Annotated in this window: 23 protein-coding genes and 1 tRNA gene; 7 read left to right on the top strand and 17 right to left on the bottom strand. The window is 71.0% G+C overall.

The features are described 5' to 3' along the window. Positions 1–55: 55 nt before the first annotated feature. The 6 genes from ilvA to ACPYOG_RS11300 all read right to left on the bottom strand — a co-directional run bounded on the left by ilvA (position 56) and on the right by ACPYOG_RS11300 (position 6,896). Positions 56–1,318: a threonine ammonia-lyase gene (gene ilvA / locus ACPYOG_RS11325; protein ID WP_481294328.1), complete on the bottom strand. Its 1,263-nt coding sequence runs from the start codon at positions 1,316–1,318 to the stop codon at positions 56–58. A gap of 73 nt (positions 1,319–1,391) precedes the next feature. Further along, positions 1,392–2,705 carry an AI-2E family transporter gene (locus ACPYOG_RS11320; protein ID WP_481294327.1) on the bottom strand — a complete coding sequence of 438 codons (1,314 nt, stop codon included), beginning with the start codon at positions 2,703–2,705 and terminating at the stop codon, positions 1,392–1,394. Between the two features lie 103 nt (positions 2,706–2,808). Further along, on the bottom strand, positions 2,809–3,939 hold the full coding sequence (locus tag ACPYOG_RS11315; protein ID WP_481294326.1) for an ABC transporter ATP-binding protein: 1,131 nt from the start codon (positions 3,937–3,939) through the stop codon (positions 2,809–2,811). Between the two features lies 1 nt (position 3,940). Then, positions 3,941–4,798: an ABC transporter permease gene (locus tag ACPYOG_RS11310; protein ID WP_481294325.1), complete on the bottom strand. Its 858-nt coding sequence runs from the start codon at positions 4,796–4,798 to the stop codon at positions 3,941–3,943. Then, a complete protein-coding gene (locus ACPYOG_RS11305; protein WP_481294324.1) occupies positions 4,786–5,781 on the bottom strand; it encodes an ABC transporter permease in 996 nt (331 codons plus the stop codon). Before ACPYOG_RS11305 ends, ACPYOG_RS11310 begins: the two co-directional genes overlap by 13 nt. Beyond that, a complete protein-coding gene (locus tag ACPYOG_RS11300) occupies positions 5,760–6,896 on the bottom strand; it encodes an ABC transporter substrate-binding protein (RefSeq protein WP_481294323.1) in 1,137 nt (378 codons plus the stop codon). Before ACPYOG_RS11300 ends, ACPYOG_RS11305 begins: the two co-directional genes overlap by 22 nt. 141 nt (positions 6,897–7,037) lie before the next feature. On the opposite strand from ACPYOG_RS11300, the gene ACPYOG_RS11295 reads away from it, so the two are divergent. Further along, positions 7,038–8,267 carry a winged helix-turn-helix domain-containing protein gene (locus ACPYOG_RS11295; RefSeq protein WP_481294322.1) on the top strand — a complete coding sequence of 410 codons (1,230 nt, stop codon included), beginning with the start codon at positions 7,038–7,040 and terminating at the stop codon, positions 8,265–8,267. Further along, entirely contained in the window at positions 8,264–8,710 is a 447-nt protein-coding gene (locus ACPYOG_RS11290) for a hypothetical protein (RefSeq protein ID WP_481294321.1), read from the top strand. The genes ACPYOG_RS11295 and ACPYOG_RS11290 overlap by 4 nt, the downstream gene beginning before the upstream one ends. A 12-nt stretch (positions 8,711–8,722) precedes the next feature. Here the strand turns inward: ACPYOG_RS11290 and ACPYOG_RS11285 are convergent, their stop codons facing one another. The 3 genes from ACPYOG_RS11285 to ACPYOG_RS11275 are packed head-to-tail and all read right to left on the bottom strand — an operon-like array spanning position 8,723 to position 10,982. Continuing rightward, entirely contained in the window at positions 8,723–9,457 is a 735-nt protein-coding gene (locus ACPYOG_RS11285; protein ID WP_481294320.1) for an ABC transporter permease, read from the bottom strand. Further along, a complete protein-coding gene (locus tag ACPYOG_RS11280) occupies positions 9,454–10,320 on the bottom strand; it encodes an ABC transporter ATP-binding protein (protein ID WP_481294330.1) in 867 nt (288 codons plus the stop codon). The genes ACPYOG_RS11285 and ACPYOG_RS11280 overlap by 4 nt, the downstream gene beginning before the upstream one ends. Before the next feature lie 35 nt (positions 10,321–10,355). Continuing rightward, a complete protein-coding gene (locus ACPYOG_RS11275; RefSeq protein WP_481294319.1) occupies positions 10,356–10,982 on the bottom strand; it encodes a TetR/AcrR family transcriptional regulator in 627 nt (208 codons plus the stop codon). A 164-nt stretch (positions 10,983–11,146) separates the two neighbouring features. Here ACPYOG_RS11275 and ACPYOG_RS11270 point away from each other — a divergent pair, with 164 nt between their 5' ends. The 3 genes from ACPYOG_RS11270 (at position 11,147) to ACPYOG_RS11260 (ending at position 13,827) form a co-directional block, all read left to right on the top strand. Beyond that, a complete protein-coding gene (locus ACPYOG_RS11270; protein ID WP_018191575.1) occupies positions 11,147–11,713 on the top strand; it encodes a LemA family protein in 567 nt (188 codons plus the stop codon). Positions 11,714–11,720: 7 nt separating this feature from the next. Further along, a complete protein-coding gene (locus ACPYOG_RS11265) occupies positions 11,721–12,602 on the top strand; it encodes a M48 family metallopeptidase (protein ID WP_481294318.1) in 882 nt (293 codons plus the stop codon). 283 nt (positions 12,603–12,885) lie between these two features. Continuing rightward, positions 12,886–13,827 (top strand): patatin-like phospholipase family protein, encoded by a 942-nt coding sequence (locus ACPYOG_RS11260; RefSeq protein ID WP_481294317.1) that lies wholly within the window; start codon positions 12,886–12,888, stop codon positions 13,825–13,827. A 115-nt stretch (positions 13,828–13,942) separates the two neighbouring features. On the opposite strand, the gene ACPYOG_RS11255 is transcribed toward ACPYOG_RS11260, so the two are convergent. From ACPYOG_RS11255 to ACPYOG_RS11240, 4 genes are read right to left on the bottom strand one after another with little or no spacing between them, the layout of a single operon-like run. Then, on the bottom strand, positions 13,943–15,256 hold the full coding sequence (locus ACPYOG_RS11255; protein WP_481294316.1) for a D-arabinono-1,4-lactone oxidase: 1,314 nt from the start codon (positions 15,254–15,256) through the stop codon (positions 13,943–13,945). Continuing rightward, positions 15,253–16,542: a type III PLP-dependent enzyme domain-containing protein gene (locus ACPYOG_RS11250; protein ID WP_481294315.1), complete on the bottom strand. Its 1,290-nt coding sequence runs from the start codon at positions 16,540–16,542 to the stop codon at positions 15,253–15,255. The genes ACPYOG_RS11255 and ACPYOG_RS11250 overlap by 4 nt, the downstream gene beginning before the upstream one ends. After that, positions 16,542–17,798, bottom strand: coding sequence for an MFS transporter (locus tag ACPYOG_RS11245; RefSeq protein WP_481294314.1), 1,257 nt, complete (start codon positions 17,796–17,798; stop codon positions 16,542–16,544). The genes ACPYOG_RS11250 and ACPYOG_RS11245 overlap by 1 nt, the downstream gene beginning before the upstream one ends. Beyond that, positions 17,795–18,457, bottom strand: coding sequence for a TetR/AcrR family transcriptional regulator (locus tag ACPYOG_RS11240; protein WP_481294313.1), 663 nt, complete (start codon positions 18,455–18,457; stop codon positions 17,795–17,797). Before ACPYOG_RS11240 ends, ACPYOG_RS11245 begins: the two co-directional genes overlap by 4 nt. A 152-nt stretch (positions 18,458–18,609) precedes the next feature. On the opposite strand from ACPYOG_RS11240, the gene ACPYOG_RS11235 reads away from it, so the two are divergent. After that, positions 18,610–20,958 (top strand): Ig-like domain-containing protein, encoded by a 2,349-nt coding sequence (locus ACPYOG_RS11235; RefSeq protein WP_481294312.1) that lies wholly within the window; start codon positions 18,610–18,612, stop codon positions 20,956–20,958. A gap of 71 nt (positions 20,959–21,029) precedes the next feature. On the opposite strand, the gene ACPYOG_RS11230 is transcribed toward ACPYOG_RS11235, so the two are convergent. Then, positions 21,030–21,407: a YchJ family protein gene (locus tag ACPYOG_RS11230; protein ID WP_481294311.1), complete on the bottom strand. Its 378-nt coding sequence runs from the start codon at positions 21,405–21,407 to the stop codon at positions 21,030–21,032. A 380-nt stretch (positions 21,408–21,787) separates the two neighbouring features. On the opposite strand from ACPYOG_RS11230, the gene ACPYOG_RS11225 reads away from it, so the two are divergent. Continuing rightward, a tRNA-Leu gene (locus ACPYOG_RS11225) sits at positions 21,788–21,861 on the top strand. Positions 21,862–22,593: 732 nt separating this feature from the next. Here the strand turns inward: ACPYOG_RS11225 and ACPYOG_RS11220 are convergent. The 3 genes from ACPYOG_RS11220 to ACPYOG_RS11210 are packed head-to-tail and all read right to left on the bottom strand — an operon-like array spanning position 22,594 to position 25,850. After that, on the bottom strand, positions 22,594–24,012 hold the full coding sequence (locus ACPYOG_RS11220) for an NAD(P)/FAD-dependent oxidoreductase (RefSeq protein ID WP_481294310.1): 1,419 nt from the start codon (positions 24,010–24,012) through the stop codon (positions 22,594–22,596). A 38-nt stretch (positions 24,013–24,050) separates the two neighbouring features. Further along, entirely contained in the window at positions 24,051–25,313 is a 1,263-nt protein-coding gene (locus tag ACPYOG_RS11215; protein WP_481294329.1) for a S8 family serine peptidase, read from the bottom strand. A 21-nt stretch (positions 25,314–25,334) separates the two neighbouring features. Beyond that, positions 25,335–25,850, bottom strand: a complete 516-nt coding sequence (locus ACPYOG_RS11210; RefSeq protein WP_481294309.1) for a DUF501 domain-containing protein — start codon at positions 25,848–25,850, stop codon at positions 25,335–25,337. Positions 25,851–26,045 lie beyond the last annotated feature (195 nt).

Genomic DNA, 26,045 nt, shown 5'->3' with positions numbered 1-26,045 from the left:
TCCGTCGTCGGCAGCGTCAGATGTGTATAAGAGACAGGTTGGGGGGTGAGGGGCGTCAGGACTCTTCTTCGACGACGGGGTCGTAGCCCGCGGCCCGTAGCGCGTCGATGACGTGGCCGCGGTGCTCGGTGCCGCGGGTCTCCACGCTGACGTCGAGCTCGACCTGGCTGAGCTGCATCCCGCGTCCGTGCCGGGTGTGCAGCACCTCGACGACGTTCGCGTTGACGCCCGCGAGGATCTCCGCGATGCGGGCGAGCTGGCCGGGACGGTCGGGCAGCATGATCGTGAGCTTGAGGTACCGGTCGGAGGCTGCGAGTCCCTGGCTGATGACGCGCTGCATCAGGAGCGGGTCGATGTTCCCCCCGGAGAGGATGGCGACGGTCGTCCCGTCGGCCGGCACGAGACCGGCGAGGATGGCCGCGACGCCCGCCGCGCCCGCAGGCTCCACCACGAGCTTCGCGCGTTCGAGCAGCAGCACCATGGCCCGCGCGATGTCGTCCTCCGACACGGTGACCACCTGGTCCACCGCATCCCGGACGATCTCGAAGTTCAGTGCGCCCGGCCGGCTCACGGCGATGCCGTCGGCGATGGTCCCTACCAGGGCGATGTCGGTCGGCTTCCCCGCCGCGAGCGACGGCGGATACGCGGCGGCGTTGGCCGCCTGCACGCCGATGATCCGGACGGTCCGCCCATCCACTGCGGCGCGCTGCTTCATCGCGCTCGCGACGCCGGAGATGAGTCCGCCGCCGCCGATCGGGACGAGCACGGTCGCGACATCCGGGACGGCGTCGAGGATCTCGAGCCCTAGCGTTCCCTGCCCGGCCACCACATCGGGATGATCGAACGGCGGGATGAGCACCGCTCCGGTCTCGGCGGCGAAGTCCGCGGCCGCACGCAGGGTCTCGTCGACGATGCTGCCGCTGAGCACCACATCCGCTCCATAGGCGCGCGTCGCCTGGAACTTCGGGATGGCGACCCCGACGGGCATGAAGATCGTCGCGTGGATGCCCAGCTCGCGAGCCGCGAACGCCACGCCCTGCGCGTGGTTCCCGGCGGAGGCGGCGACGACTCCCCTGGCGCGCTCCTCGGCGCTGAGCTTCGACATCCGGTTGTAGGCGCCGCGGATCTTGTAGGAGCCGGTGCGCTGGAGGTTCTCGCACTTCAGCAGGACCGGAGCGCCCAGGAGGTCACTGAGATACCGCGAGCTCTCCATCGGCGTCGGCTGCGCCACATCGGCGACGACGGCACGCGCGGCCTCGAACTCGTCGAGGCTCGGGCCTGCGAACGGAGTACGCGTGTCGGGGGTCACGGTTGCCACGGGAACAGCCTACCGGCGCTCGTATTCTGTGCACCGCATGGAGTTCAGCGCGCGCCTCTTCACCGCTCACCTCTCACTGCGCAGCGCTGTCAGCTCCCGCGTCACGGTTCCTCGCCGCGGCCCGCCGCACCCGCCGGGGAACCGTCTGCCAGATGGCGGCGGGAGGCGCCGACCACTCCCCCGGCGGCCTGCCACGCCATGCGCCGCCCGAGACGTAGTGCACCATCACGTTGAGCACGGCGACGAACGGGACGGCGAAGAGCGCGCCCGGGATGCCGGCGAGCAGCGATCCTGCGGCGACCGCGAGCACGACGGCGAGTGGATGCACCTTGACCGCCGTCCCCATGATGAGCGGCTGCAGCACGTGTCCCTCGATCTGCTGCACGAGGAGGACCACGCCGACCATGATGAGCGCGAACACCCAGCCCTTGAACACCAGCGCGACGAACACGGCGATCGCTCCGGTGAGCACCGCGCCGACGACGGGGATGAACGATCCGAGGAACACCAGCACGGCGATCGGAAGCACCAGCGGCAGCCCGAGGATGAACGCTCCCAGCCCGATCCCGAGCGCGTCGATGGAGGCGACCAGGATCTGCACCTTCACGAAGTTGCGCAGGGTCACCCATCCGGCGCGGCCCGCGCCATCCACCGCCGCGCGGGCGTTGCGCGGGAAGACCCGGACGATCCAGTTCCAGATCCCGCGGCCGTCGATCAGGATGAACAGGGTGCTGAACAAGGTCAGCAGGAAGCCGGTGAGGACGTGGCCGAGCGTCGACCCGACGGAGAGCGCTCCGGAGACGAGCACCTGGCTGTCCGACTGGAGCGACGACCAGGCCGACGCGAACGCATTGTTGATCTGGTCCTCGGAGAGACCGAGCGGTCCGGTGGTGAGCCAGCTGCGGAACCCGCTGAACGCATCCACCGACTGCTGCTGGAGGTCGTGGCTCTCGCGGGTGACCTGCCAGATCGCCAGATAGAACAGCCCGGTGACGACGACGATGAGCGTGAGGAGCACCGTCACGATGGCAAGCCATTTCGGCCAGCGGTGCCGGACGAGGGAGTCCTTGAACGGGACGAGCAGCGCCGAGAGCAGCACGGCGATCAGCACGGGGATGACGATGAGACGCAGCTGCACGATGAGGAAGATCAGCACAGCGACGACAGCGCCGATCAGAAGCAGTCGCCAGGACCAGGCCCCGGCCAAGCGGACACCGCGCGGCAGCGACTCGTCCACCGGCCCGGTCGGCCCCATCGGCTCGCCCGGGTCGCGCCGTCGGCGCTGGAACCAGGACCGGGCCGGCGCCTGGTTCGACTGCGGATCGACGGCCGGGCCGTAGCCGGGAGCGGACTCGGGCGGCGGGAGGGGACGCTCGGTGTCAGGCATGCCGCCAGTGTAGGGCGGCGTCCAGGAGGGACGGCATTCCGGACACCGCCCTCGGCGCCTTCACAGCGGCCGTCGGCTCGAGGCCGGACGAGCAGCGCTTCCCTCAGCCGGCGGCACGAGCTGCGGCCGTCGCCGGAGAGCCGGCCAGGCCGACGGCGACCCGCTCGCCCGGCTCGGGACGCTGCCGCGCGCCGTGCTGCACGGACAGCTCGGTGCCGTCCTCGAGCCGCACGCGGGTGCGACGCAGCGCACCGAGGAAGCTCGTGGTGAGCACGACCGCCGGGATGCCGTCCGCCGCGAGCAGGACGTCCTCGGGCCGCACGTACGCGGTGACCGGCCCATCGGCGGTCGGCGAGGCCAGCGGGACGTCCTGGCCGAGCACGCGCAGCCGACCGCCTTCGACGGTGCCGTCGACGCGGTTCGTCAGGCCGACGAACTCGGCTACGAATGCGGTCGCCGGCCGGTGGTAGAGCTCCTCCGGCGTGCCGATCTGCTCGATCCGGCCGGCCCGCATCACCGCGACGCGGTCGGCGACGGCCAGCGCCTCCTCCTGGTCGTGGGTGACGAAGAAGGTCGTGATGCCGAGCTCGGTCTGGATGCGGCGGATCTCCTCCCGCAGCTGCACCCGCACCTGGGCGTCGAGGGCCGACAGCGGCTCGTCGAGCAGGAGGACGCGCGGCTCCGTGACGAGCGCGCGGGCGAGCGCCACGCGCTGCTGCTGACCGCCGGAGAGCTGGTGCGCGTAACGACCGGCGTGGCGGTCGAGGCCGACCAGCTCCAGCGCCTCGGCGGCACGGCGGCGCCGATCCGCAGCCGCGACCTTCCGCATCCGCAGGCCGAACTCCACGTTCTGCCCGGAGGTCAGGTGAGGGAACAGCGAGTACGACTGGAACACCATCCCGAGGTCGCGCCGGCTGGTCGGCTCATCGGTCACCTCCCGGTGGTCGATCAGGATGCTGCCGCTGTCCACCCGCTCCAGGCCCGCCAGGGCGCGGAGGGCGGTGGTCTTGCCGCATCCGCTCGGGCCGAGGAGCGCGATGAACTCCCCGGGGGCGGCGGCCAGGTCGAGGCCGGACAGCCCGGCCCCGCCGCCGAAGTCGCGCACGAGGTCGTGCAGCTCGACGGTCGAACCGGGGCGGCGCGAACCGCTGCGCGCCGATTCGGTGCGCGGCTCGCCGCCCGACGGGCTCCCAGAAGGATGGATGTGATGGGCGGTGGTCTCGACGGCGGTCATGTCAGCCTTTCGCGGTGCGCCGGCGTCGCACGCTCACGAGGCGGTCGACGACGACGAGGAGGACGAACGCGAACACCAGCGCGAGAAGCGCGAAGATGACCGCGACGAAGGGGTCGGACTGCGACACCAGCAGCAGGGAGGTCTGCAGGTTGACGCGGGAGAGCAGCGAGGCGATCGTGAACTCGCCCAGCACGACGGCGACGGAGAGGGCGGAGGCGGCGAGGATGCCGCGGCGCAGGTTAGGCACGAGCACCCGGAGGAACACGGTCCCGACACCCGCCCCCAGCGAGCGGGCGGCCTCGCTGAGAGTGACCAGGTCCACCGCGCCCACATTGCTCTGGATGGCGCGGAAGGCATACGGCAGCACGGTGATGCCGTAGGCGAAGGCGAGCGTCCAGGATCCGGACCCGAAGAGCTGGGTCACGACCGCGTACGTCGGCGCGAGCCCCACCACCATGACGATCGCGGGGATCATGATCGGCAGCAGGCACACCGCCTCCAGCAGCCGCCGGAGCTTCGGGAACCGCAGCTCGACCAGCACGATGGTCGGCAGCAGCACCAGGAGCACGATCACGACCGTGACCACGGCCAGCACCAGCGAGTTGCCGAGTCCCTGATAGACGCGGTCGTAGCGGGTGGTCTCACCGGAGAACAGTGCGACCCAGCGGTCGAGGCTGTAGACGCCGGGCTTCGCGCTGCGGAGGGTGAACTCCACCATCGAGAAGAGCGGGATGAGGAAGAACAGGCCGAGCACCGACCAGATGACGGCGCGCACCGCCGGGCCGGGGCCGAGGCGCAACTGCGGTGCCCGGCGCTGCCGGCGCGGACGCTCCTCCACCGCCGGGGTCATCGCTGCCACCGGGCGGTCCGGCGCACGAGCGCCGAGTAGGCCAGCATCACGACGACCATGACCAGGAGCATCCCGAGAGCCATCGCCCCGGCGAGGTTCGCCCGGCCGAGAACCGTCTCGCTGATGAGCGCCTGCCGGATCTGCAACGACACGATGTTGTTGGCCTGGCCGACGAGAGCGGCGGCCGTCGCATAGGAGGAGAACGCGTTCGCGAACAGGAGCAGCAGACTGCCGAGGAACGACGGGAGCAGGATGGGCCCGCCCACGCGCCTCCAATAGGTCCAGCGGCTGCCTCCGAGGGTCGCCGTCGCTTCCAGCCACTGCGGTCGCAGGCCCTCGAGCGCCGGCATGAACGTGATCACCATGAGCGGGATCTGGAAGTAGAGGTACGGCAGGATGAGGCCCGGCACCGTGTAGAGCCAGACGCCGTTCTCGTAGATGTTCACGTGCGCGACCGTGCGGAGCAGGACGGTGACCAGACCCTGCGCGCCAATGGTCGCGATGAAGGCGAACGCGAGCATGACGCCGCCGAACTGAGCCAGGACGCTGCTCGCCGAGTCCACCAGCGAGCGGGTGACGCCGCCCTGCCGGGCGCCGAGCATCGCGAAGCAGAGCGCGGCGCCGGCGATCGCGCCGGCGCCCGCGGTTACCGCCGACAGCCAGAACGCGCCGAAGAACGAGCCGGCGATGGCGGGCTCCGCGAGGCCGGTGAGGTTGGACAGCGTGAACCGGCCCTGTCCATCCACGAAGCCACTGGCGACGGCGACGACCGTCGGGGCGGCCAGGAACACCACGACGTAGAAGGCGAACGGGGTCAGCCCGAGGATCGCCGCGGCGCCGGTCCTGCGGCGTGTGCGCGGACGCGCGCCTGCGGGACGGGACGACGACGGCTGCCGCCGGGTCTCCGTGTCGGAGAGTCCGGCGGCAGCCCCGACCGCAGGCGCCGGGGCGCCCGTGATGGTCTCGGTCATCAGCCGACCGCGTTGGCCCATGTGGAGTTCAGGAGCGTGCCGGCGTCCGTCGCCTGCTTGTCGCTCATGACGGCCACCTTGTCGAGCATGCCCGGGAAGTCGGCGGTGTCCAGCGTCCCTGCCTTCTGCATCGCGTGGACGCGCACCGGGTATGCGCCGCCCTTCAGCCAGGCGTTCTGGGCGGCGTCGCTGTAGAGGTACTCCTCCCACAGGCGAGCGGCGGCCGGGTGCGGCGCATCCTTGCTGATCGCCTGGTTGTAGTAGCCGACGTAGGCCGTGCCGGGAAGGACGACGTACTTCCAGTCCACGCCGCCGGACGTGATGGTGGCCGAAGTGGCGTAGCCCTTCTGGTTGAACGACCAGTCGAGCAGCACCGGCGTCTCCCCCGAGGCGATGGTGTTCGGCTTGCCGTCCGCGGCGTTCCAGTTGCCGGCCTTCTTCAGCTTCGAGAACCAGTCGACGCCCGCGGTGAGGTCGTCGAGCGTCCCTCCGTTCTGCAGGGTCGCGTAGGCGACGGCCCCGGCCGCGGCAGCCGCCTGCGTCGGGTTGCCGTTGAGCGCGACGGCTCCCCTGAACTCCGGCTTCAGCAGGTCGCCGAAGGACTTCGGCGCGGTCTTGATCTTGTTCGCGTCGTAGCCGACGGCCATGACCCCGTAGTAGCCGACCTTCCAGAGGCCGGTCTTCTCCTTCTGGGCGTCCGGGATGTCGTTCCAGCCGGCCGGCTTGTAGGCGGCGAAGTACTGAGTGTTCGCGAGGGCGACCGACGAGCCGATGTCGAAGGTGTCCGGAGCGGTGTCCTGGCCCTTCAGCTTCTTGGCGGCGTCGATCTCCTCCTGGCTGGAGGCGCTGTCCTGGCTCGGGTTGATGGTGATCCCGTACTTCTTGGTGAAGCCGTCGAAGATCTCCTGGTAGTTTGCCCAGTCGCCCGGCGTCGCGATGATGTTGAGGCTGCCCTCCTTCTTCGCTGCGGCGATGAGCGCATCCATCCCTCCCGCCGACGCTGCGTCGGTGGCGGTGGCGATCGAGGCGTTGTCGGCGGTGCTGGCACTCGCCCCGCCGGAGCAGGCGGAGAGCGAGAGTGCGACGACGGCGGCCGCGGCGGCGAAGCCGGCGACTCGTGCGCGCTTAGTGGTCACGGGTTTTCCTCCAGTGCACGGTGTCGTCCGGGCGGATCGCCCGGACGTCGTCACGCTAGAAAGCCGATGCGTCCGGCCGGCCGCGGGCCGGTAACGGGCCGGTGAACGTCGGATGTCGGGGGTTGTCGATAGTGTCGGTCCGTGGTCGAACAGGTCTCCCCCGCTCTCGCCCGGCGGATCGCGCTCGCCGCACAAGGCTTCGGGAGGCCACGGCCGGCCGTGGTCGGCACCCGGCAGCTCAATGCACTGGTCGATCGGCTCGGGCTCCTGCAGATCGACTCGGTCAACGTGTTCGAGCGCAGTCACTACCTGCCAGCCTTCGCACGCCTCGGCGGCTACGACCGGGCGCTGCTCGACCGGCTGACGTTCGACGCCCGCGGTCCGCACACGGAGTACTGGGCGCACGAGGCCGCCTTCGTGCGCAAAGAGGACTGGCCGCTGTTCGCCTGGCGGATGCGGGAGTTCCGGGAACGGCTGAACGGCCCGGCGGGCTGGTTCGAGGTGAACCAGAGCACCGTGGAATGGCTGCGCGGGGAGCTCGCCGAGAAGGGACCGCTCGTCGCCGGCGAGATCGAGCACGACGCCAACCACCGGACCGGGCCGTGGTGGGGATGGTCCGACGTGAAGCGCGCGCTGGAGCGGATGTTCGTGTGCGGCGAGGTGGCGATCGCCGGCCGGACCCGGTTCCAGCGGCGCTACGGTCTGGCAGCCGACGTCCTGCCCGGGAGCGTCCTCGAACGGACCGTGCCGGAGGAGGACGCCGTCCGCGAGCTGCTGCGGCGGGCGGCGGTCGCGCACGGCATCGGCACGGCTCGCGACTTCGCCGACTACTACCGCATCAAGGGTCCGCGCGTCGCGGTCGCGCTGCAGGAGCTCGAGGATGCCGGCGAGCTCGTCCCGGTCCGCGTGCCCGGCTGGGAGAGCGCCGGCCGGCCGCTTCGCGCGTGGATGCATCGCGACGCCCGCAAGCCGCGTCTTCTCGAGGCGGCCGCGCTGCTGTCGCCCTTCGATCCGGTCGTCTGGTACCGCGACCGGGCGCTGCGGATGTTCGGCTTCCACTACCGGATCGAGATCTACACGCCGGCGCCCAAGCGCGTGTACGGGTACTACTCCCTCCCGATCCTGCTGGACGACGCGCTGGTCGGCCGGATCGACCTCAAGAGCGACCGGCAGGCCGGCGTGCTGCGGGTGCAGTCCGCGTGGACCGAGCCGGGCGCGCCGCCCGCGACGATCGACCGCCTCCTCCCGCTGCTGGCCGAGACGGCGGCCTGGCAGGGCCTGGAACGGGTGGAGGTGGCGGAGGGCGCCCGGGGCGACCTCGCGCCGCGCCTCGCGGACGGCCTGCAGCCGGGGGTAGGGTGCGGGGCATGACGTCACCGCTGGACTACTTGGACGAGGCCGGGGCCGACGAGGCCGATTACGAGACACCGATGCGGGAGCTGTACGCGTACCGCGACGGCGACACCTGGTTCGACGGCATCGTGACCGGGGTGAGACCGCACAGCGCCGGGGACGGCGGGACGCTCGTCCAGTTCGACGGACGGCTCTGGGTGCCGGTCCGCGAGGTGCGGCCGTCGGACCATTACATCGCCGTGCTCCTCAACCCCGACTCGGAGGTGTACGCCGAGGTGGTGCAGTCGTATGTCGATGGCCAGCCGAAGGACGTCATCCGCGACGTCTCGCTCGTCGGAGAGGACAACGTCGGCACCGAATGGCGGCCGATCGACGAGCCCCGCGTCGGAAGTCGCGTCCGCTACCGCTACACCGGCACCGCCGAGCTGCAGGTGCCCGACGGCGCGGAGGCGTCCGCCTGACCGCGACGCGGGTCAGGCGGTCCGCCGCTGGAGCGTGAGCGCGCCGAGGACCACGGCGCCGAGCGCGAAGGCGCCGATGATGAGCAACTGGCCGCCGATGTAGGCCGCGTCGTGAGTGTTCGTCGCCACCGCGTTCAGCGCATCCACCGCGTGCGACAGCGGCAGCCAGTCGCTGATCTCCTTGAGGCCGGAGGGCAGCTGGTCGCGCGGGAAGAAGATCCCGCCGAGCAGGATCTGCGGGAAGACGAGCAGCGGCATGAACTGCACCACCTGGAACTCGGTTCGCGCGAACGCGCTGGCGAACAGGCCGAGGGTGCTGCCGAGCACGGCATCCGTCACGGCGACCGCGACGAGCAGCCACGGGTCGCCTTTGACGTCGAGACCGCAGACCCACAGGGCGTAGGCCGACGCGATCAGCGCCTGGACCACAGCGATCAGTCCGAAGGCGATGGTGTAGCCCAGGATGAAGTCGCCGCGTCCGAGCGGCATCGACAGGAGCCGTTCCAGTGTCCCGGTGCGCCGCTCCCGCAGCGTCGTGATCGAGGTCACGAGGAACATCACGATGAACGGGAACAGGGCGAGGATGGCCGGACCGATCGTCGCGAACACCGGGGTGTCGGTGAAGATCCAGGCCACGAGGCCGATCAGCAGGGCCGGAACCACGAGCAGCAGCCCGATCGTGCGCGGGTCGTGGCGGATCTGGTTGAGGACGCGGCCGGCGGTCGCGAACACGCGCGTCGGGTTCATCGCGCCTCCTCCTCGTGTGCGGCACGGTGTTCGTGCTGGTGGTCGTGGTCGCTCCCGTTCGCGGGCTCCGTCGCCTCCGCGTCCCCGGCCTCCTCGGTCGCCGCATCCTCCGCCTCCGGCAACGCGTGGCGTGCGTGGCGGCGCCGCAGGAGGGCGAGGAAGGCACCCTCCGCATCCGCCGCTCCGGTCTCGGCGAGCAGCTCCTCAGGCGTGGCGTCCGCCAGCACCGCGCCCTCCCGCATCAGGATGAGGCGGTCGCAGCGGCTGGCCTCGTCCATCACATGGCTGGAGACCAGGAGGCTGGTGCCCGCCTCCGCGAGGCGGTGGAACAGGGCCCACAGCTCGACTCGGAGGAGCGGGTCGAGCCCGACCGTCGGCTCGTCGAGCACGAGGAGGTCGGGCGAGCCGAGCAGCGCGGCGGCGAGCGAGACCCGGCTGCGCTCGCCGCCCGAGAGCGACGAGACCAGCCGTCCGGCGTGCTCCTGGAGATCCGTGGCGGCGATCGCGCTGTCGACGTCCGCGCGCGCGGCGCCGAGCACCCGGCGGAAGTAGTCGAGGTTCTGCCGGATGGTGAGGTCGTCGTACACGCTGGCCGCCTGCGTGACATAGCCCACGCGGTGCCGGAGAGCCGCCGAACCGGCCGGCTGCCCGAGGACGGACACCGACCCGCCCTTCACCTTCTGCACGCCGACGATGGCGCGCATGAGCGTCGTCTTGCCGCATCCACTCGGCCCCAGCAGACCGACCACCTGACCGCGCGGGACGTGCAGGTCGAGCCCGTGCAGGACGTCGACGCGGCCCCGGCGCACGCGCAACCCTTCGATCGCGATCGCGGGCGACCGGGTGTCCTCCGGCGAATTCATCATGTGCTGAATTATTCGCCCGTGAGAGGCGCACGTCAAGCGACAGGCGAGCCGGGATCCCCGAACAGATGCCACTGCAGGACCGGCCCGACGCGCCGGGCGAGCTCGTCCGCCGGCGCGCTGGCGATCGGCTCGACCTGCAGCGCGTAGCGGGTCATCATCATGCCGACCAGCTGCGAGGCAGCGAGCTCTGCCCGCAGGCGCGCGTCCGGCCCGTCGGACAGCGCAGCGAGCTTGGACAGCACCTCTCTCGTCAGGAACTCGCGCACCATCCGCGTGCCCGGTCCGCTGCCGAGAACCGTCCGCAGGATGACGACCATCCGCCGAGCAGCCTTGTCGTCGTCGAGACGCTCCAGCAGGTAGCGCACCAGCGACTCCCCCACCGCCTCACGTGGACCGGCGAGCACGACCTCGAGCACGCGGTCGGGACGCAGCGGCGCCTCCATCGTGGCCGCGAACAGGTCGGCCTTGCCGTCGAAGTAGTGGTGGACGAGCGCCGAGTCGACCCCCGCGCGGCGCGCGACGGCCCGCAGCGAGGCCGCCTCGTACCCGCGCTCGGCGAACTCGTCGGCGGCTGCCCGCAGGATGGCGGCACGCGCCGAGGCGGTCCCGCGATCCTTGCGCGGGCGGCCCGGGCGGCGACGTTCGTCGACCTCACTCACGAGGACATTGTCCACCCGTCCCGCGGATGGCGCTCGGCTGTCCACCAGCGAGGCGGTTGCTTCGAGTGTGATGGGAACGAGGTGGGAGCACCCTGCCCCGAAGTTAGGATGTGACCTGCGCACTTGCACCATCCCTGCGCCTGCATACAAGGAGTTCTGCGAACATGGAATGGCTCATTCCGGTCATCATCGTCGTTGTGATCGTGGCGATCATCGGGATCTATCTGTGGGCCACCTACAACTCCCTCGTGACGCTGAAGGTCCGCGTCGACGAGGCGTGGAGCGACATCACGGTGCAGCTGAAACGGCGTGCCGACCTCATCCCGAACCTCATCGAGACGGTGAAGGGATACGCAGCGCACGAGCGCGGCGTGTTCGAGTCCGTCACGCAGGCGCGCGCCGAGACGCTCTCCGCGCAGACGCCGGGTGAGGCGTCCGTCGCCGAGAACCACATGCAGACGGCTCTGAAGAGCATCTTCGCCGTCGCCGAGGCGTACCCGCAGCTGCAGGCGAGCCAGAACTTCCTCCGGCTCCAGGCCGACCTGGTCGACACCGAGGACAAGATCCAGGCGTCGCGCCGCTTCTACAACGGCGGTGTGCGGGAGTTCAACACCAAGATCAAGGTGTTCCCCAACAACCTGTTCGCCCGTCGCCTGGGCTTCACCGAGCGCGAGTTCTTCGAGGTCGACAACCTCGCCGCGATCGCCGAGCCTCCGCGCGTTCAGTTCTAGGGCGTCGATGTACAGGGCTATCGCCAGGAACAAGCGCAACACCGTCTTCATCATCCTGCTGTTCCTGATCCTCATCGGTGCGCTCGGGTGGCTCGCGTCGCTCATCTACCACAGCTACACGATCCTCGTCGTCGTGCTGGTGGGCGCCATCCTCTACGCGCTGTTCCAGTACTACCTGGCGAGCAGTCAGGCGCTGAGCATGTCGGGAGCGATCCCGATCACGAAAGCCGACAATCCACGGCTCTGGAACGTCGTCGAGAACCTGTCGATCACGACCGGCACGCCGATGCCCGCCGTCTACATCGTCAACGACCCGGCTCCCAACGCGTTCGCGACCGGCCGTGACCCCGAGCACGCCTCGGTGGCCGCGACGACCGGCCTGCTCGACCTCATGACGGACGCGGAGCTCGAGGGAGTCATGGCGCACGAGCTCGGCCACGTCCGCAACTACGACATCCGGCTCGGGATGATCGTGTTCGGCCTCACGGTGGCGATCGGGTTCATCGCGGACATCTTCCTGCGCATGGCGTTCTTCGGCGGCAACCGGAACAACAACAGCGGCGGCAACCCGGTGGTGCTGGTCTTCGGTCTGATTGCGGCCATCGTCGCCCCGCTGGTCGCGACGCTCGTGCAGCTCGCCGTCTCGCGGCAGCGGGAGTACCTCGCCGACGCGACCGGCGCCATGACGACCCGTCAACCGGACGCGCTCGCGAGCGCCCTGCTCAAGCTCGAGGCCTACGGCCGCCCGATGCAGAAGCAGAACTCGTCCATGGCGCACCTGTGGATCAACGACCCGCTCAAACCGGGCCTCATGGCGCGACTGTTCTCGACGCACCCGCCCATCCCGCAGCGGGTCGAGCGCCTTCAGGAGATGGGCAGCAGCTTCTAGCCGCCGCCTGCAGCTGTGCGGGCGTCAGCGTCTGCGGCGGTTCGGAACGTATGCGTGCGCGCGAGCAGCCGCATACGTTACAAACCGCAGCAGACACCGCGAGACGGCTCCGGCAGCGCCCGGCGCCGGGATGTGCTAGCGTTTCGGCGATCGTGTTCCATCGACAGGAGGTGAGACCCATGTACGCAGTATCCACAGTGGGCGCTCCCTCGCAGTCCACGATCCGCGACTGAGGTAGTCGCCACCGGGAGCGCCCTCCACGCAATCGCGAAAGGCGACTCCCATGAACACAACACCTTCTTCACTCACGCATGCGCACGAACGCGCACTGGTGCTCGGCGGCGGCGGATCGACAGGCAACGCCTGGCTGATCGGCATCGTCGCGGGCCTCTTCGACGCTGGACTGGATGTGACACAGGCCGACCTGACCATCGGTACCTCGGCCGGTTCCACCGCCGCGGCCCAGCTCGCGGGCGCAAGCACGGCCGACCTGTTCGCCGCCACCTCGGTGGCTCCCCCGCCCCGGACGGCACCGCCCGGCGCAACTGAGCCCGGATCGGCATCGCCCGCATCCGACTCCCGACCGGCGCCGCTGCGACCGACGGCCGAGCACTTCGAGCGGATGCTGGCCACAATCGCCGCCTCCGCCGACGCGGCCGACTACCGCCGCCGGATCGGCGCGGTGGGACGGGAACGGGAGGAGGCGTCAGGCGCTTCCGTCCGGGACAGCTGGCGCTCGGCGGTAGCGGCCCGGCTTCCTCGCCCCGACTGGCCGGAGCGCCGGATACTCATCACGGCGATCGATGCGACCACCGGTGATCCGGTCGTCTTCGACCGGGACAGCGGAGTCGACCTGGTGGATGCGGTGGCCGCGAGCTGCGCGGGCAGCGTCGCCTACCGCATGGGCGAACGTCTGTACCTCGACGGCGGCTACCGGTCGAACGCCGAGAACGCAGATCTCGCCGCCGGCTACGAGCGGGTGCTGGTGCTGTCGCCGCTCGGCGCCCGCTCCCTCACTCCCGAGGATTGGGGGACCCATCCCTCCACCCAGGTGGAGGAGCTGCGCGCCCACGGAAGCCGTGTCGAAATCGTGATCCCCGGCCCGGACGCGGAGCACCTGTTCGGCACCAACGCGATGAATCTGTCGCTGCGACCTGCCGCCGCCCGGGCCGGCTACGACCAGGGCCAGGCCCTCGCGCCGCACCTCACCACCTTCTGGAGCTGAGCCGACGCATCCCATCGATGGGACGCAACGCGCCGCCCGTTCGTGGATCGGACGGCGTGTTGCGTCCCATGGATCGACTCGACGACGCCCCGAGAGGCGCGAGGGCGACGCCCGGCTACGGGCCGAGGACGCGGCGCAGGTAGGCGTTCTCGAAGCGGCGGTCGGGGTCGAGACGCTCGCGCACGGCGAGGAAGTCGTCGAAGCGCGGGTACAGCGCGCGAAGGGCGTCCGCATCCCGGGTGTGCAGCTTGCCCCAGTGCGGGCGTCCCTCGTGGGCGACCATGATCTCCTCCACCGCGCCGAAGTACTCGCGGTGGTCCTCCCGGTAGTACCGGTGCACCGCCACGTAGCCGGTCTCACGTCCGTACGCCGTCGACAGCCAGTTGTCGTCGGCCGCCGCGCTGCGGACCTCGATCGGGAACGAGATGCGCCATCCACGCCGCTCGATCAGCGCCTTCACCTCGGCGAGCGCCTCCGGTACCGCCTCCCGCGGCAGCGCGTACTCCATCTCGCGGAACCGCACGGTCCGGTTGCTGACGTAGACGCGCGGCGAGTGGTCGATGAACTCGCGGTTGCCGGTGAGCCGCTGGGCGAGGCGGCTGAACGGCGGGATGATCGCCGGCGCGACCGTGCCGGCCGCACAGACTCCGCGGTAGACGCCGTTGGCGAGCAGTTCGTCGTCCACCCAGCGTCCCGTGCGCGACAGCGGCTTGCGGTCGGCCGTCAGCGGCAGCCGCGTGTTCGTCTTGGTGAGCGCCGTCTCCGTGTGCGGGAACCAGTAGAACTCGAAGTGGTCCTCCCGCGCCGACCGATCGCGATAGCTCTCGAGCGCCTCCTGCAGCGGCTCCGGACGCTCGACGGCGTGGAGCAGGAACGCCGGGACGCACTGGATGGTCAGGTCGACGATGACGCCGAGGGCGCCGAGCCCGAGACGGGCGGCCGGGAGCAGTTCCGCATTCTCCGTCTCGTCGATCCGCAGCAGCTCACCAGTGCCGGTGACGAGGGTGAGCCCCACGATCTGGGTGGCGAGTCCGCCGAACGAGCCGCCGGTGCCGTGCGTCCCGGTCGAGGTGGCGCCCGCGATCGACTGCTTGTCGATGTCGCCCATGTTGGCAAGCGCGAGGCCGTGCTGACGGAGCAGTCGCGGCAGCTGGTGCAGCCGGGTCCCGGCGGCGAACGTGACGCGGTCCCGTTCCGGGTCGACCGCCACGACCCCGGTGAGGTCGTCGAGGTCGAGCTGGACGCCCGGAGCGACCGCGATGCCCGTGAAGCTGTGGCCGGCTCCGACCGCTTTGATGCGCATCCCGGTGGAGGCGGCCGCTCGCACCGCGCGCTGCACGGCTTCCGCCGTCGCCGGCCGCTCGACGCGCTGGGGACGCACGCGCTCGGTGCGGCTCCAGTTGCGCCACAGCCCCCCGGCCGCCGTCACAGGAAGACCTTCCCCTCGCCGCGATAGCTCGGAGTGACGCCGGCGACGCGCGCACGCCCATCCACGGTGTCGACCAGCTGGTAGCCGTCGACGTGCTCGCTGAGCTCGCCGGACTTGGTGTGCCGCAGCCAGACGCGATCGCCGATCCGCAGAACGCCCGCCGTCGCTCCGGTGAGCGGTGTCTGCACCTCGCCCGCCATCTCGCGCGCCACCATCGAGAGCCCGGTCGGCCACGCCACCATCGGCATCCGGTCGGGTCCGGGCGGTCCGGAGGCGATCCAGCCACCACCGAGCAGCGTCGCCGTCTCCGGGTTGGGCCGGCGCACCACCGAGAGGGCGAACGATGCGGCGGGAGCCGGATGGAACGAGCGGTAGGTGTCGAACAGGTGCCCGCCGAAGAGTCCGCTGCCCGCGGCGATCTCGGTCACCGACTCGTCGGAGGCGGTGAACTCGACGGAGCCGGTGCCGCCGCCGTTCACGAACTCGAGATCCGCCACGCCGCGCACCGCGGCGACCGCCTCCCCCCGCCGGCCGAGCAACTCGTCGCGGGAGTTCTGCTGCATCCAGCGCAGGGTGGCCCGCCAGGCCGGATTGCCCCGCGGATTGTCGCCCTGGCCCGCGATCTGCGCTTCGTATCCCATCATCCCGACCAGCCGGAAGCCGGGACGCCCGACGATCTCGACGGCGAGCGCCCGGGCGGAGGCCGGGGTGTGCACCGGCGAGCGGAACACGCCGACGTGCCCGAGGACGGGCGCGAACCACGACGAGTCGAGCTCCAGGCAGAGACGGATCGCCTCCCGCTGCGACGGCGGCACGACCGCATCGATGAAGTCCAGGTGCGAGAGGGAGTCGGCCATCAGCGTCACCCGGGACGCGAGCTCAGGGGATGCGGCCAGGCGCGCGATGGCGGCACGGTCGGTCGTCGGGTAGCCCACCACCACATCCTCGATCGGTGGATGCTCCGCGTCGCCCTCCGCCAGCCACAGCGCTTCGCGGAGGGTGTACGCGAGCACGCCGGCGTATCCGGGCAGGGCGAGGACGGCATCCAGCACCGACCGCACCCGCACCGACTTGGAGGCGACGCGGATGGGCTTGGCGGTCCGGCTCGTCCCCGCCGCGCGCCGCAGCAGGTCGTGCGCGTTGTGGCGCAACGCCGGCAGGTGCAGCACGGCGAGCGGCGGGTCGAGCCGGGCCGTCGCCGCGGAGAGGGACGGCCAGAACACGTCCGGCGCGGTCCACGTGCGCTCCGCGGCAGCGGGAGGCGTCGAGAGGTCGAGGTCGGTCACTAGCGCACCGCTTTCACTCGGGCGACCGCGAGCGCCCCGGCGAACGCGAACACGGCGGACAGGACGAACAGGCCGGCGAAGCCTCCCAGGGCCGCGACGATCAGGGCGCCGAACAGGGGCGCGACGGCCTGCGGGACGGCGAGCGCGATGTTCATGATGCCGAGGTCCTTCCCCCGGCTCTCCGGATCGGGGAGCACCTGCGTGGCGAGCGCCTGATCCACGGAGAGGAAGCAGCCGTAGCCGATCCCGAGCAGAGCGGCAGCGACCATCGCCACGGACAGTTGCGGCACGAACGCCAGCAGCAGCGCCGCGACGCCCTGCACGGCGGAGGAGGCGAAGACGAACGCCTTGCGCCGGCCGAGGCGGTCGGAGAGCCGGCCGAGCACCAGCGACGCGATGATGACGAACACCATGTAGATGAGGATGAGGATGAGCAGGTCGTCGTCCGCGTTCGGGTCGCGCAGGCCGAACTCGAGGAAGTACAGCAGCAGGGTGGTGCCGAAGGCGTTGCCGAAGTTGACCAGGACCCGGCTGAGCAGCGTCCAGCCGAAGTCGGGATGCTCGCGCGGGCTGATCCAGAGGCCCTCGATCACGCCGCGGAACGACATCCGGTCGCGCAGCTCCGCGGGAAGCACCGCGTCGGGCAGGAACAGGAACGGCAGCAGGAAGACCAGGAGCACGACCGCCATCGCGGTGTAGCCGAGGAGGGCTCCGGCGACGACGTAGGTGACGAGCGCGACACCGAGGATGATGCCGATCGCCTGCGGGGCGCTGATCCAGCCGCTGACGTACCCGCGCTGGTCGACCGGCACTTGATCGCTGATCGTCGCGGTGAGGGCGGCCGTCAGCATGCAGAAGCCGGTCAGGGCGAGGCACCAGAAGACGCCGATCCCGACCAGGCTGGTCTGCAGGCCGAGCAGCACGAGCGAGGCGGCGAAGACGAGCGCGCCGGCCGCGATCCACGGTCGCCGCCGGCCGAACCGGCTCGTCGTCCGGTCCGAGAGCGCGCCGGTCAGCGGGTAGGCGATGATCGCGCAGACTCCCGAGATCCCGGAGATCACGCCGAAGGCCAGGACGTTCTCGACCCAGGCGGTCGTGTGCAGCTGCGCCTGCACCTGGTCGGGAAGGAGCTTCTGGACGGGCGCGAGCTGCGCCATCCACACCCCCAGCCAGGCGACGGCGAACGCGGCGATCCACCGGCCGGGGACCTTGCGGATCGGCTCGGCGAAGACCGGGGGCGTCGTGGTGTTCGTCATCGTGCACCTGCCTTCGTGGGGGTGGGAGTGGCGGTGGGGGCGGAGGTGGGAGTGGCCGTGGGTGTCGCGAGTGCGGCGAGGGCGTCGGCGGCGACATCCATCGTGGCGGCGGCCGCGGCGTCGTCGCGGGTGACCAGCCAGGCGATGGTGAGGCCGTCCGAGAAGGCGACGAGGATGCGGGCGACCTCGGCGAGGGGCCGCCTCCACTCGCTTCCGGTCAGCCGGGCGACCTCCTCGGCGGCCAGCGCGGCGACCTCGTGGTAGCGGGCGTACTGGCGACGCGCCAGCGACTCGAAGCCGGGTTCGCGCAAGGCCCACTGGGTCAGCTCGAACATCGCCTTCTCGCGGTCGGGATCCGAGCGCACGCCGTCGAGGTAGTGCTGCAGCCCCGCGCGGATCGCCTCGCGCATCCCGAGGGCCGACACATCGCCCGCGAGGGCCGGCGCGAAGTCGCGCTGCTCACTCTCGACGGCCGCCTCGATGAGTTCCGCCATCAGCGCGTCGCGCGAGGCGAAGACATAGTGGAAGCTCGCCAGCGGCATCCCGGCCTCGGCCACGATGCGCCGCGTGGTGGCGGCGGCGACCCCGTCGCGCGCGACGACCCGCAGGGCGGCCTGCACCAGTGCGGTACGGCGGTCTACGACCGGGATGCGCGTCATCCGGACTCCTGAGGTCTGCCGCGCACCGTCGCGCGGGAGAAAAGTGGGACACCTGACCCAGATCACAGTATGCCGCAAATACCGGCGATTCGTTTGACAGCGATAGCGGCTACCCCCTGGAATGGGGTGGAATGCGGGGATTTACGAGCGATGTGTCACCACCAGTCCGGCCACGGGGGTCGAGCGGACTGGTCTCCGTCGTATCCATCGCCGCCCTCGCCGCGGTGCTGCTCGGCGTCGCCGGACTGATCGCATCCCCGGTCCCGGCCTCCGCATCCCCGCACCCTTCCTCAGCCACCTCCTTCCGTCTCACCTCGACCGCAGCGGCCACCGCAGCATCCACCGCGACATCCACCGCAGCATCCACCGCAACATCCACCGACGCACCCTCGGTCGGCGCTCCCGCCGGCACGGCCACCCCCTCCGGCTCACCGACACCCACGCCCACTCCCACTCCCGTGCCGCCTACGATCGACCGGCTCCCGAGCCGTCTGGTGACATCGTTCCCGCTCGTCGTCTCGGGCACGGGGACGCCGGGCGACGTCATCGACGTCTCCGGCGGCTCATCGCCCGGTGCCGCGGAGAGCTGCCGCGCTCCCGTCGGGTCCGACCGCCGCTGGAGCTGCGACCTGCAGGCCCTGCCGGACGGGCCCGGTGTGCCGGTCCGAGCCGAGTCCTCGACGACGAGCACCTCCGCCGTCGGCCGAGTGGATGTGCTCGGCCCGCCGGTCATCGCCGGCGACGGCGTGACGGCGAGTGGCGGCGGTGTCCGCGGCACCGCGTACCCGAACGCCCGGGTGACGGTAACGGCTGACACCGGCGCCTCGTGCACCTTCCCGGCGGACTCCTCCGGCAACTGGGGATGCGTCCTCGGCGGCACTCTGCCGGACGGCCGGCACACGGTCACCGCGACGCAGCTGGCCGGATTCTCGTCGCAGCGCTCCGCCAGCAGCCCGCCCTCGGTCATCGACGTGGACCGCACCTCACCCGCCGCGCCCACCATCACCAGCCCCGCCGGCGGCACCTCCGCCCGAGTCGGTACAGCGGTCGCCTTCTCCGGCGGCGGCGAGACCGGCGACCACGTGACGCTGTACGCGACGTCCGCGCAGGGTTCGGTGGTCGTCTGCGCGGCCGACGTCGCGGCCGGCGCGTGGACCTGTCCGGGCACCCTGCCCGAGGGCCGCTACACGGTGTCGGCACTGCAGCGGGACGCGGCCGGCAACGTCAGCCCCGGCAGCAATGTGATCGCGTTCAGCGTCTCGCCCGCCGCCGGCGCCTCGGCTCCCTCGCCGACGCACACGCCCGGCCCCACCGCGACGGTGCCGCCGACGCCCACCCCGGCGGCTCCCGGTGCGGTGCCGCCGGCGGACCCGCCTCGCAGCACGAAGGGATGGATCGAGACGCCGTTCACGACGGCCTCCGCCCCGGTCGTCTCGGTGGCCGCACTGCCCGGGTGGATGCGCGCTCTCGGACTCGCCGTGGCGGCTCTCCTGCTCCTGGTGCTGCCTGCCCGGCTGCTGACCGCCGGGATCGCGCGGGGCCGTTCGAGCCGGACGGACGGCTCCGGTCATCGGCGTGCTTCTCTGTTCGGGCGCAACCGGCCGCGATCGGAGGTGTCGGATGCGTCGGCGCTGTTCGGAGGGTCGGCGCGGTCGGCGGTGTCAGCGGGGTCGGCGGAGTCAGCTGGGTCGGCGGGGTCGGCGGAGTCGGCGGGGAGCGCATCCATCGGGGGGACCTCGGCCTCGCTGGATCCCGCCGACCGACGGCCGCTCTGGCTCGGTCTCGCGGTGATGGCGGGCGCTGCGGTGCTGGTGACCCTGTCCACGCCGGTGTCCGACCCGGCCGCCTACCTCCGTGTGCTCCTCGCGGTGACGATCGCCGTCGCCGCGGTGAACGCGCTCTGGGTGCTCGCCGGTCGGGGGCTCGCCCCGCACCTCGGCCTTGCGGTGCCGCGCGTGACCGTGCGCCCGGGGATGCTCACCATCGTCGCGGTCGCCGCCCTCGGTTCGCGGCTGCTCGGCCTCTCCCCCGCGTTGCTCTTCGCGCTCGTCCTCGGGCTCGCGCTGGCACCCCACGCCGGACGGGTCCGCCGCGGGCGCATCGGCGCGGTGCAGGTCTCCGCCGTCGCAGCGCTCGGCGTGATCGCCTGGCTGACGGTCGGCCTGCTCCCCTCACCGACGGGAGCGCTCACCGCCTTCCTGGTGGAGACGGCGAACGCGCTGGCCATGGTCGCGATCGGCTCGGCGTCCATCCTGCTGCTTCCGCTCGGCGGGCTTCCCGGACGGGCGATCGCCCAGTGGTCGCGATGGCTGTGGGGCGGTCTGAGCGTGGTCGTCTACACGGTCCTGTTCGCGCTGCTGCTACCGGTCGCCTCCCTCGTCGAGAACGGGATCGGCATCCTCGTCGTCGTGGGGGTCGCCACCGGATTCGCGGCGGCGAGCCTCGTCGTGTGGCTGTGGCGGCGGTACGTCGCGCCGGCGCTCGACCGCCCGCTCCCGTAGCGGCGCATCGATGGGACGCGACACGTCGTCTCCGCATCACTGGGACGGCGTGTCTCGTCCCATCGATCCCGCTAGGGATGCGGCAGCGCGTCCACGTAGAACCAGTCGCGGCCCTCCCGCTGGAATCGCGAGACCTCGTGGATGCTGCCCCGCTCGGCCCCCCGGTAGTGCGCTACGAACTCGACCACACCCTCCCGGTCGAACGGGCCACCGCGCTCGGTCCGTTCGATGTCGAGCCGGTACCAGCGCAAACCGGGGTCGAGCTCCACGTCAACGGGCCGGGTGGAGGGGTGCCAGCTGCGGAGGAGGTAGTCCGCATCCCCGAGGGCGAAGGCACTGAACCGGGACCGCATCAGCCGCTCGGCGGTGGGCGCAGGCTCGCCGTGGTGGAGCGGGCCGCAGCAGGCGTCGTAGCTCTCGCCGCTGAGGCAGGGGCAGCGCGTGGTCACTGTCCGAGCCTAACCGGGCTCCCGATCCGTCGGAGCCCCAGTCGCCGGACGGGCAGCCCCGAACAGGAAGAGCCGGCCGGCACCCGCGTCGGGGGATCTCGGGCACCGGCCGGATCGGGGACACCTCACCAGAGGGTGTCTGCCGACAGTGTGCCGAACGTGTTTGAGGAACGACTTTGGATGACCTGAGCGTGTTCGCAGACGCGGCGCCCGATGCCGACGGTGTAGCGTTGCCTGCATGGAAGGTCTGCTCATCGGATTCATCTGGCTCGTCATCATCGTCGGCGGTTCGCTGGCCACTGCGGCCGTGATCCAGATGGTCAAGTCGCCCTACCGCGACCGCTAGAGCACCGGCGCAGCCTCCTCAGCTTCGCCGCCTCGCCCCCATAGCCCAATCGGTAGAGGCAGGCGACTTAAACTCGCCCGAGTGTGGGTTCGAGTCCCACTGGGGGTACCGAGATTCGTGACGAATGTGCTGTTTCGCGCTCCTCGTCTGGGGATCGCGTTCCTCGCCGGGACCATCCCGGCTGCGCGGGCGGCGCGTCAGGATCCGATCGACGACGTAACGCACGACGAATAGGGAGGTGCCCACGGCCAAGTACGGCCGTGGACACCTCCCTCGCTCGCGCCAGGCGGCGTGTCGCCGCATCCTCGCCTCCGTTTCCTGCAGACCGGTCAGAACCCGGGGAGGCGAGGAAACGGAGGACGCGATGCGCACGCCTCGATAAGGCCGGTTCGGGAGGCGACCGGGCCCGATGCGCCCGCGACCTCCTCCCTTTCCGGCTCAGGATGACGTGACCAGCGAGGCGCACCATCACTGCGAGATCCGCATCCCGATCGTCGTAGCGGCCGAGGCCGACATCGGCGTACGGCCGGACCCAGGCCGGCCTCGTCGTCGATGGCCGCGTGCGGGACGGGCAACCCTGCGACGTGGGCACCAGCTCACGCCGCGAAGTGCTCGTTGTTGCAGACGACACGCCGCAAGCGACTGCAACAACGAGCACCTCGGCAAAGGTGGCTCGGCGCGCAACGGAGGCGAGGCGGGCAAAGGTGACGCGGCCGGAACGGAGGCTCGGCCAGAACGGACACTCGGCAGGAACGGAGACCTCGCGGGAACCGAGGCGCGACGGGAACGCCGAAGGCCCGGTCCCTCAGGGACCGGGCCTTCGTACTGCGTCGCCGTGCGCTACTTCGCGGAGACCTCCGCCGGCTGCTTCACCGCAGTGGCCGCCTTGGTGCGAGCGGGAGCCTTCTTCGCCGGTGCCTCCGGAGCGGCCTCGATGGCCGGCTTCGGGCGGGCGGCGAACTCCTCGAAGTTCGCGCGCGGGTGCTGCACGGCCTCCAGCGACACGATGTCGCGGCTGAGCCAGAAGTTGTTCCACCAGCCCCACAGGACGCGCCACTTGCGCTCCCACGACGGCATCGCCAGGCCGTGGTAGCCGCGGTGGGCGAGCCAGCCGAGGACGCCCGTGATCGCGATCTTGCCGCTCTGCAGCACGCCGATGCCGACGCCGAGGCCGGCGACTGCGCCGAGGCTCTTGTGGTAGTACTGGCGCGGCAGCTCGCCGCGCAGCGATGCCACGAGGTTCTTCGCGAGAAGCTTGCCCTGACGCACGGCGTGCTGCGCGTTCGGCACGCAGTAGCCGCCGACGCCGGCACCGGTGAGATCCGGGACGGCCGACACGTCGCCGGCGCCCCATGCATCCTCGATGATCTCGTCGTCGGTTCCGACGCGCAGGTCGGCGCGCACGCGCAGCCGGCCGCGCTCCTCGATGGGGAGGTCGGTGTGGCGCACGATCGTCGGGTTCGCCATGACGCCGGCGGTCCAGACGATGAGGTCCGTCTCGAAGCTCTCACCGGTCGAGAGCTGGATGACACCGTCGACCGCGCTGGTGAGCTGCGTCTCGAGGTGGATCTCGGCCCCACGCTGTGCGAGGTTCTTGATCACCCAGTGGCTGGTCTTCAGGGACACCTCGGGCATGATCCGGCCCATGGCCTCGATCAGGTGGAAGTGCGTGTCCTCGAACGACAGCTCCGGGTAGCGCTTGAGCAGGCTGCTCGCGAAGGAGCGGAGCTCCGCGAAGATCTCGATGCCGGCGAAGCCTCCGCCGACGACGACGACGGTGAGCAACCGGTCCCGCTCCGGGCCCGCCGGGAGCCCCGCGGCCTTGTCGAAGTTGGTGAGGAGCTGGTCGCGGATGTACACGGCCTCCTCGATGTTCTTCAGCCCGACGGCCTGGTCGGCGACGCCCGGGATGGGGAACGTACGGGACACAGCGCCCGCGGTCACCACGACGATGTCGTACTCGAACTCGTACGCCTCGCCGATCGGCGGCTGGATGGTCGCCACCTTGCGGGCGTGGTCGACGTACGTGACCTTCGCCGTGATGATGTTCGTCGTCGTGAGGTGACGACGGTGCGCGACGACCGCGTGACGCGGCTCGATCGAGCCCGAGGCGACCTCTGGGAGGAACGGCTGGTACGTCATATACGGCAGCGGGTCGACCATGGTGACCTCGGCCTCGCCCGGGCGGAGCTGCTTCTCGAGCTTCCACGCGGTGTAGAAGCCGGCGTAGCCACCGCCGACGATCAGGATTTTGGGCACAGTGATGCGTCTCCTCAACACGAAAGTTTGGGCCTACTTTACTCCTTGCTGCGTGTTCGCCTGAAATGCTGCCACGCGCCGACGCCGCCGAGGGCGGAGAGGGCGAGAAAGCCGGCGATCAGGCCGAACGGCAGCCAGAAAGTGGTGAGGACGCTCCATTGCGGCCAGAAGAACCAGTTCCATGGTAGCGCGCGCTCGGGGCTCAGCTTCGCGGGCGCCGGTGCGGCCTGCGCACCTCCAGGCGACGGGACCGGCGTGGCGAGCGACTCCGCGCGGCGGTGGATGCGGATCCAGTCGCCGAGATCGCCCATCGGGTTCGCGGTGACATGCGGCACGTTCGCGGTCACCGCGGCCGCCGCATCCAGAAGCCCGTAGCCGTAGATGGGGCTGGGGACGGCCCCTCCCGCGGGCCGGGCGGTGCGGATGATCCGCTCGATCACATCCGCCGCCGTGAGCTCGGGATGCGCGGCGCGGACCAGCGCGACGGCGCCAGAGACGAGCGGTGCGGCACCGCTCGTCCCTGCCCACTGCACGTAGCCTCCACCCGGATTCGCGCCGACCAGCTGCTCGCTGGGCGCCGAGACGCCGATGGTGATGCCCTGGGCCGAGGCGTCGAAGCTCGCCTTGCCGGCCCGGTCCACGCCGGCGACGGTGAGAACGCCGGGAATCGTGGCCGGCGCCCCGACCTCGTTGGTGCCGCTCCCTCGGTTGCCCGCGGCCGCCACGATGACCACGTCGTGCGCGAACGCGTACTGGAACGCCTCATCCCAGCTGGTCGGCCAGTCGAGCGTGTTGCGCGTGAGGGACATGTTGATCACCCTCGCGCCGTTGTCGACCGACCAGTGGATCGCCTGCGCGATCTGGTCGTCGCTGTCGATCGGTCCCATCGCCTTGCCCAGCGCGACCGAAACGGTGAGGATGCCGGCCTCGGGCGCTGCTCCGATGACGCCGCTGGTCGGTCCGGTGCCACGGCCCGCGAGGAGGGAGGCCACCCACGTCCCATGGTTCGCGCTCTCGGCGTCCCCCAGAGGTTTCTGGCCCGTCGCGATGCCGACGCCGGAGACGTCCGTCCCGCCCACCACGGCGCCTGCGAGATCGGGAACGGAGCCGTCGACGCCCGTGTCGATGACGGCGACCTTCACGCCGGCGCCGCGGGTCGTGTGCCACGCCTGCGCGAAGCCGTAGTCGTTCAGCCAGTATTCGAGGTCGCGCACCTGGTCGGCGTGCGCGGCGGTGGCGGGGAGAAGCGTGGATGCGAGGGCCACCGCCACGACGGCGGCTGCCGTCGCAAAACGGTTCATCCGGTCCCCCACCGAGCGCTCCTAACCTGCGACGTCGATGCGGCACTCGCAGACGGCCGGCGACCAGCCGCCGCGGGCGAGGGCCAGGTCGCCGATCGGGTTGACGCCGGGTCCGGCGGCGAGCGCATGGGCGGCGAGGGCGTGCAGGCACTTCACGCGGGTCGGCATTCCACCGGCCGAGATGCCGGCGATCTCGTCCACGACGGCGATCGACTCCCGGTCGGCCAGGTACTGCTCGTGAGCCGTGCGGTACTGGGCGCTCAACTCGTCGTCACCGGCCAGGAGCTCGTTGTACTCGGCCATGACCTGGTCGGCCTCGAGGGCGGACATGGCCGCCGACGCCGCCGGATGCGTCAGGTAGTAGAACGTCGGGAACGGCGTCCCGTCGTCCAGCCGCGGCGCCGTCGACACCACGGTCGGGCGGCCGCAGACGCAGCGCGCGGCGACGCCGACGACATTGCGCGCCGAGCGGCCGAGCTGCTGCGACACGACGGCGATGTCGTCATCGGATACGGGTGCGAACGGTGGTCTGGTCATAGCGGGATGCGCCTCTTCGGCTTGCGTGCTGGCTTATTTCGTGGGGGCGGGCGTCGCCGCGGGAGTGGGGACCTGTCTCTTATACACATCTCCGAGCCCACGAGACACTCGCTAATCTGGGGGGGGGTGTTTTTTTTTGGGAGGGGGGGGGGGGGGGGGGGGGGGGGGGGGGGGGGGGGGGGGGGGGGGGGGGGG

The sequence above is a fragment of the Leifsonia sp. HAY1-4F genome, assembly GCF_056755275.1.
Note: the sequence above shows the minus strand (reverse complement) of the source record. Positions and strands in the feature narration are given on the sequence as shown.

Coding starts and splice junctions, on each gene's coding strand:
- ACPYOG_RS11320 (WP_481294327.1), bottom strand. CDS start 2,705: ATGCCTGACACCGAGCGTCCCCTCCCGCCGCCCGAGTCCGCTCCCGGC.
- ACPYOG_RS11315 (WP_481294326.1), bottom strand. CDS start 3,939: ATGACCGCCGTCGAGACCACCGCCCATCACATCCATCCTTCTGGGAGC.
- ACPYOG_RS11305 (WP_481294324.1), bottom strand. CDS start 5,781: ATGGGCCAACGCGGTCGGCTGATGACCGAGACCATCACGGGCGCCCCG.
- ACPYOG_RS11290 (WP_481294321.1), top strand. CDS start 8,264: ATGACGTCACCGCTGGACTACTTGGACGAGGCCGGGGCCGACGAGGCC.
- ACPYOG_RS11285 (WP_481294320.1), bottom strand. CDS start 9,457: ATGAACCCGACGCGCGTGTTCGCGACCGCCGGCCGCGTCCTCAACCAG.
- ACPYOG_RS11280 (WP_481294330.1), bottom strand. CDS start 10,320: ATGAATTCGCCGGAGGACACCCGGTCGCCCGCGATCGCGATCGAAGGG.
- ACPYOG_RS11270 (WP_018191575.1), top strand. CDS start 11,147: ATGGAATGGCTCATTCCGGTCATCATCGTCGTTGTGATCGTGGCGATC.
- ACPYOG_RS11265 (WP_481294318.1), top strand. CDS start 11,721: ATGTACAGGGCTATCGCCAGGAACAAGCGCAACACCGTCTTCATCATC.
- ACPYOG_RS11260 (WP_481294317.1), top strand. CDS start 12,886: ATGAACACAACACCTTCTTCACTCACGCATGCGCACGAACGCGCACTG.
- ACPYOG_RS11245 (WP_481294314.1), bottom strand. CDS start 17,798: ATGACGAACACCACGACGCCCCCGGTCTTCGCCGAGCCGATCCGCAAG.
- ACPYOG_RS11240 (WP_481294313.1), bottom strand. CDS start 18,457: ATGACGCGCATCCCGGTCGTAGACCGCCGTACCGCACTGGTGCAGGCC.
- ACPYOG_RS11215 (WP_481294329.1), bottom strand. CDS start 25,313: ATGAACCGTTTTGCGACGGCAGCCGCCGTCGTGGCGGTGGCCCTCGCA.
- ACPYOG_RS11210 (WP_481294309.1), bottom strand. CDS start 25,850: ATGACCAGACCACCGTTCGCACCCGTATCCGATGACGACATCGCCGTC.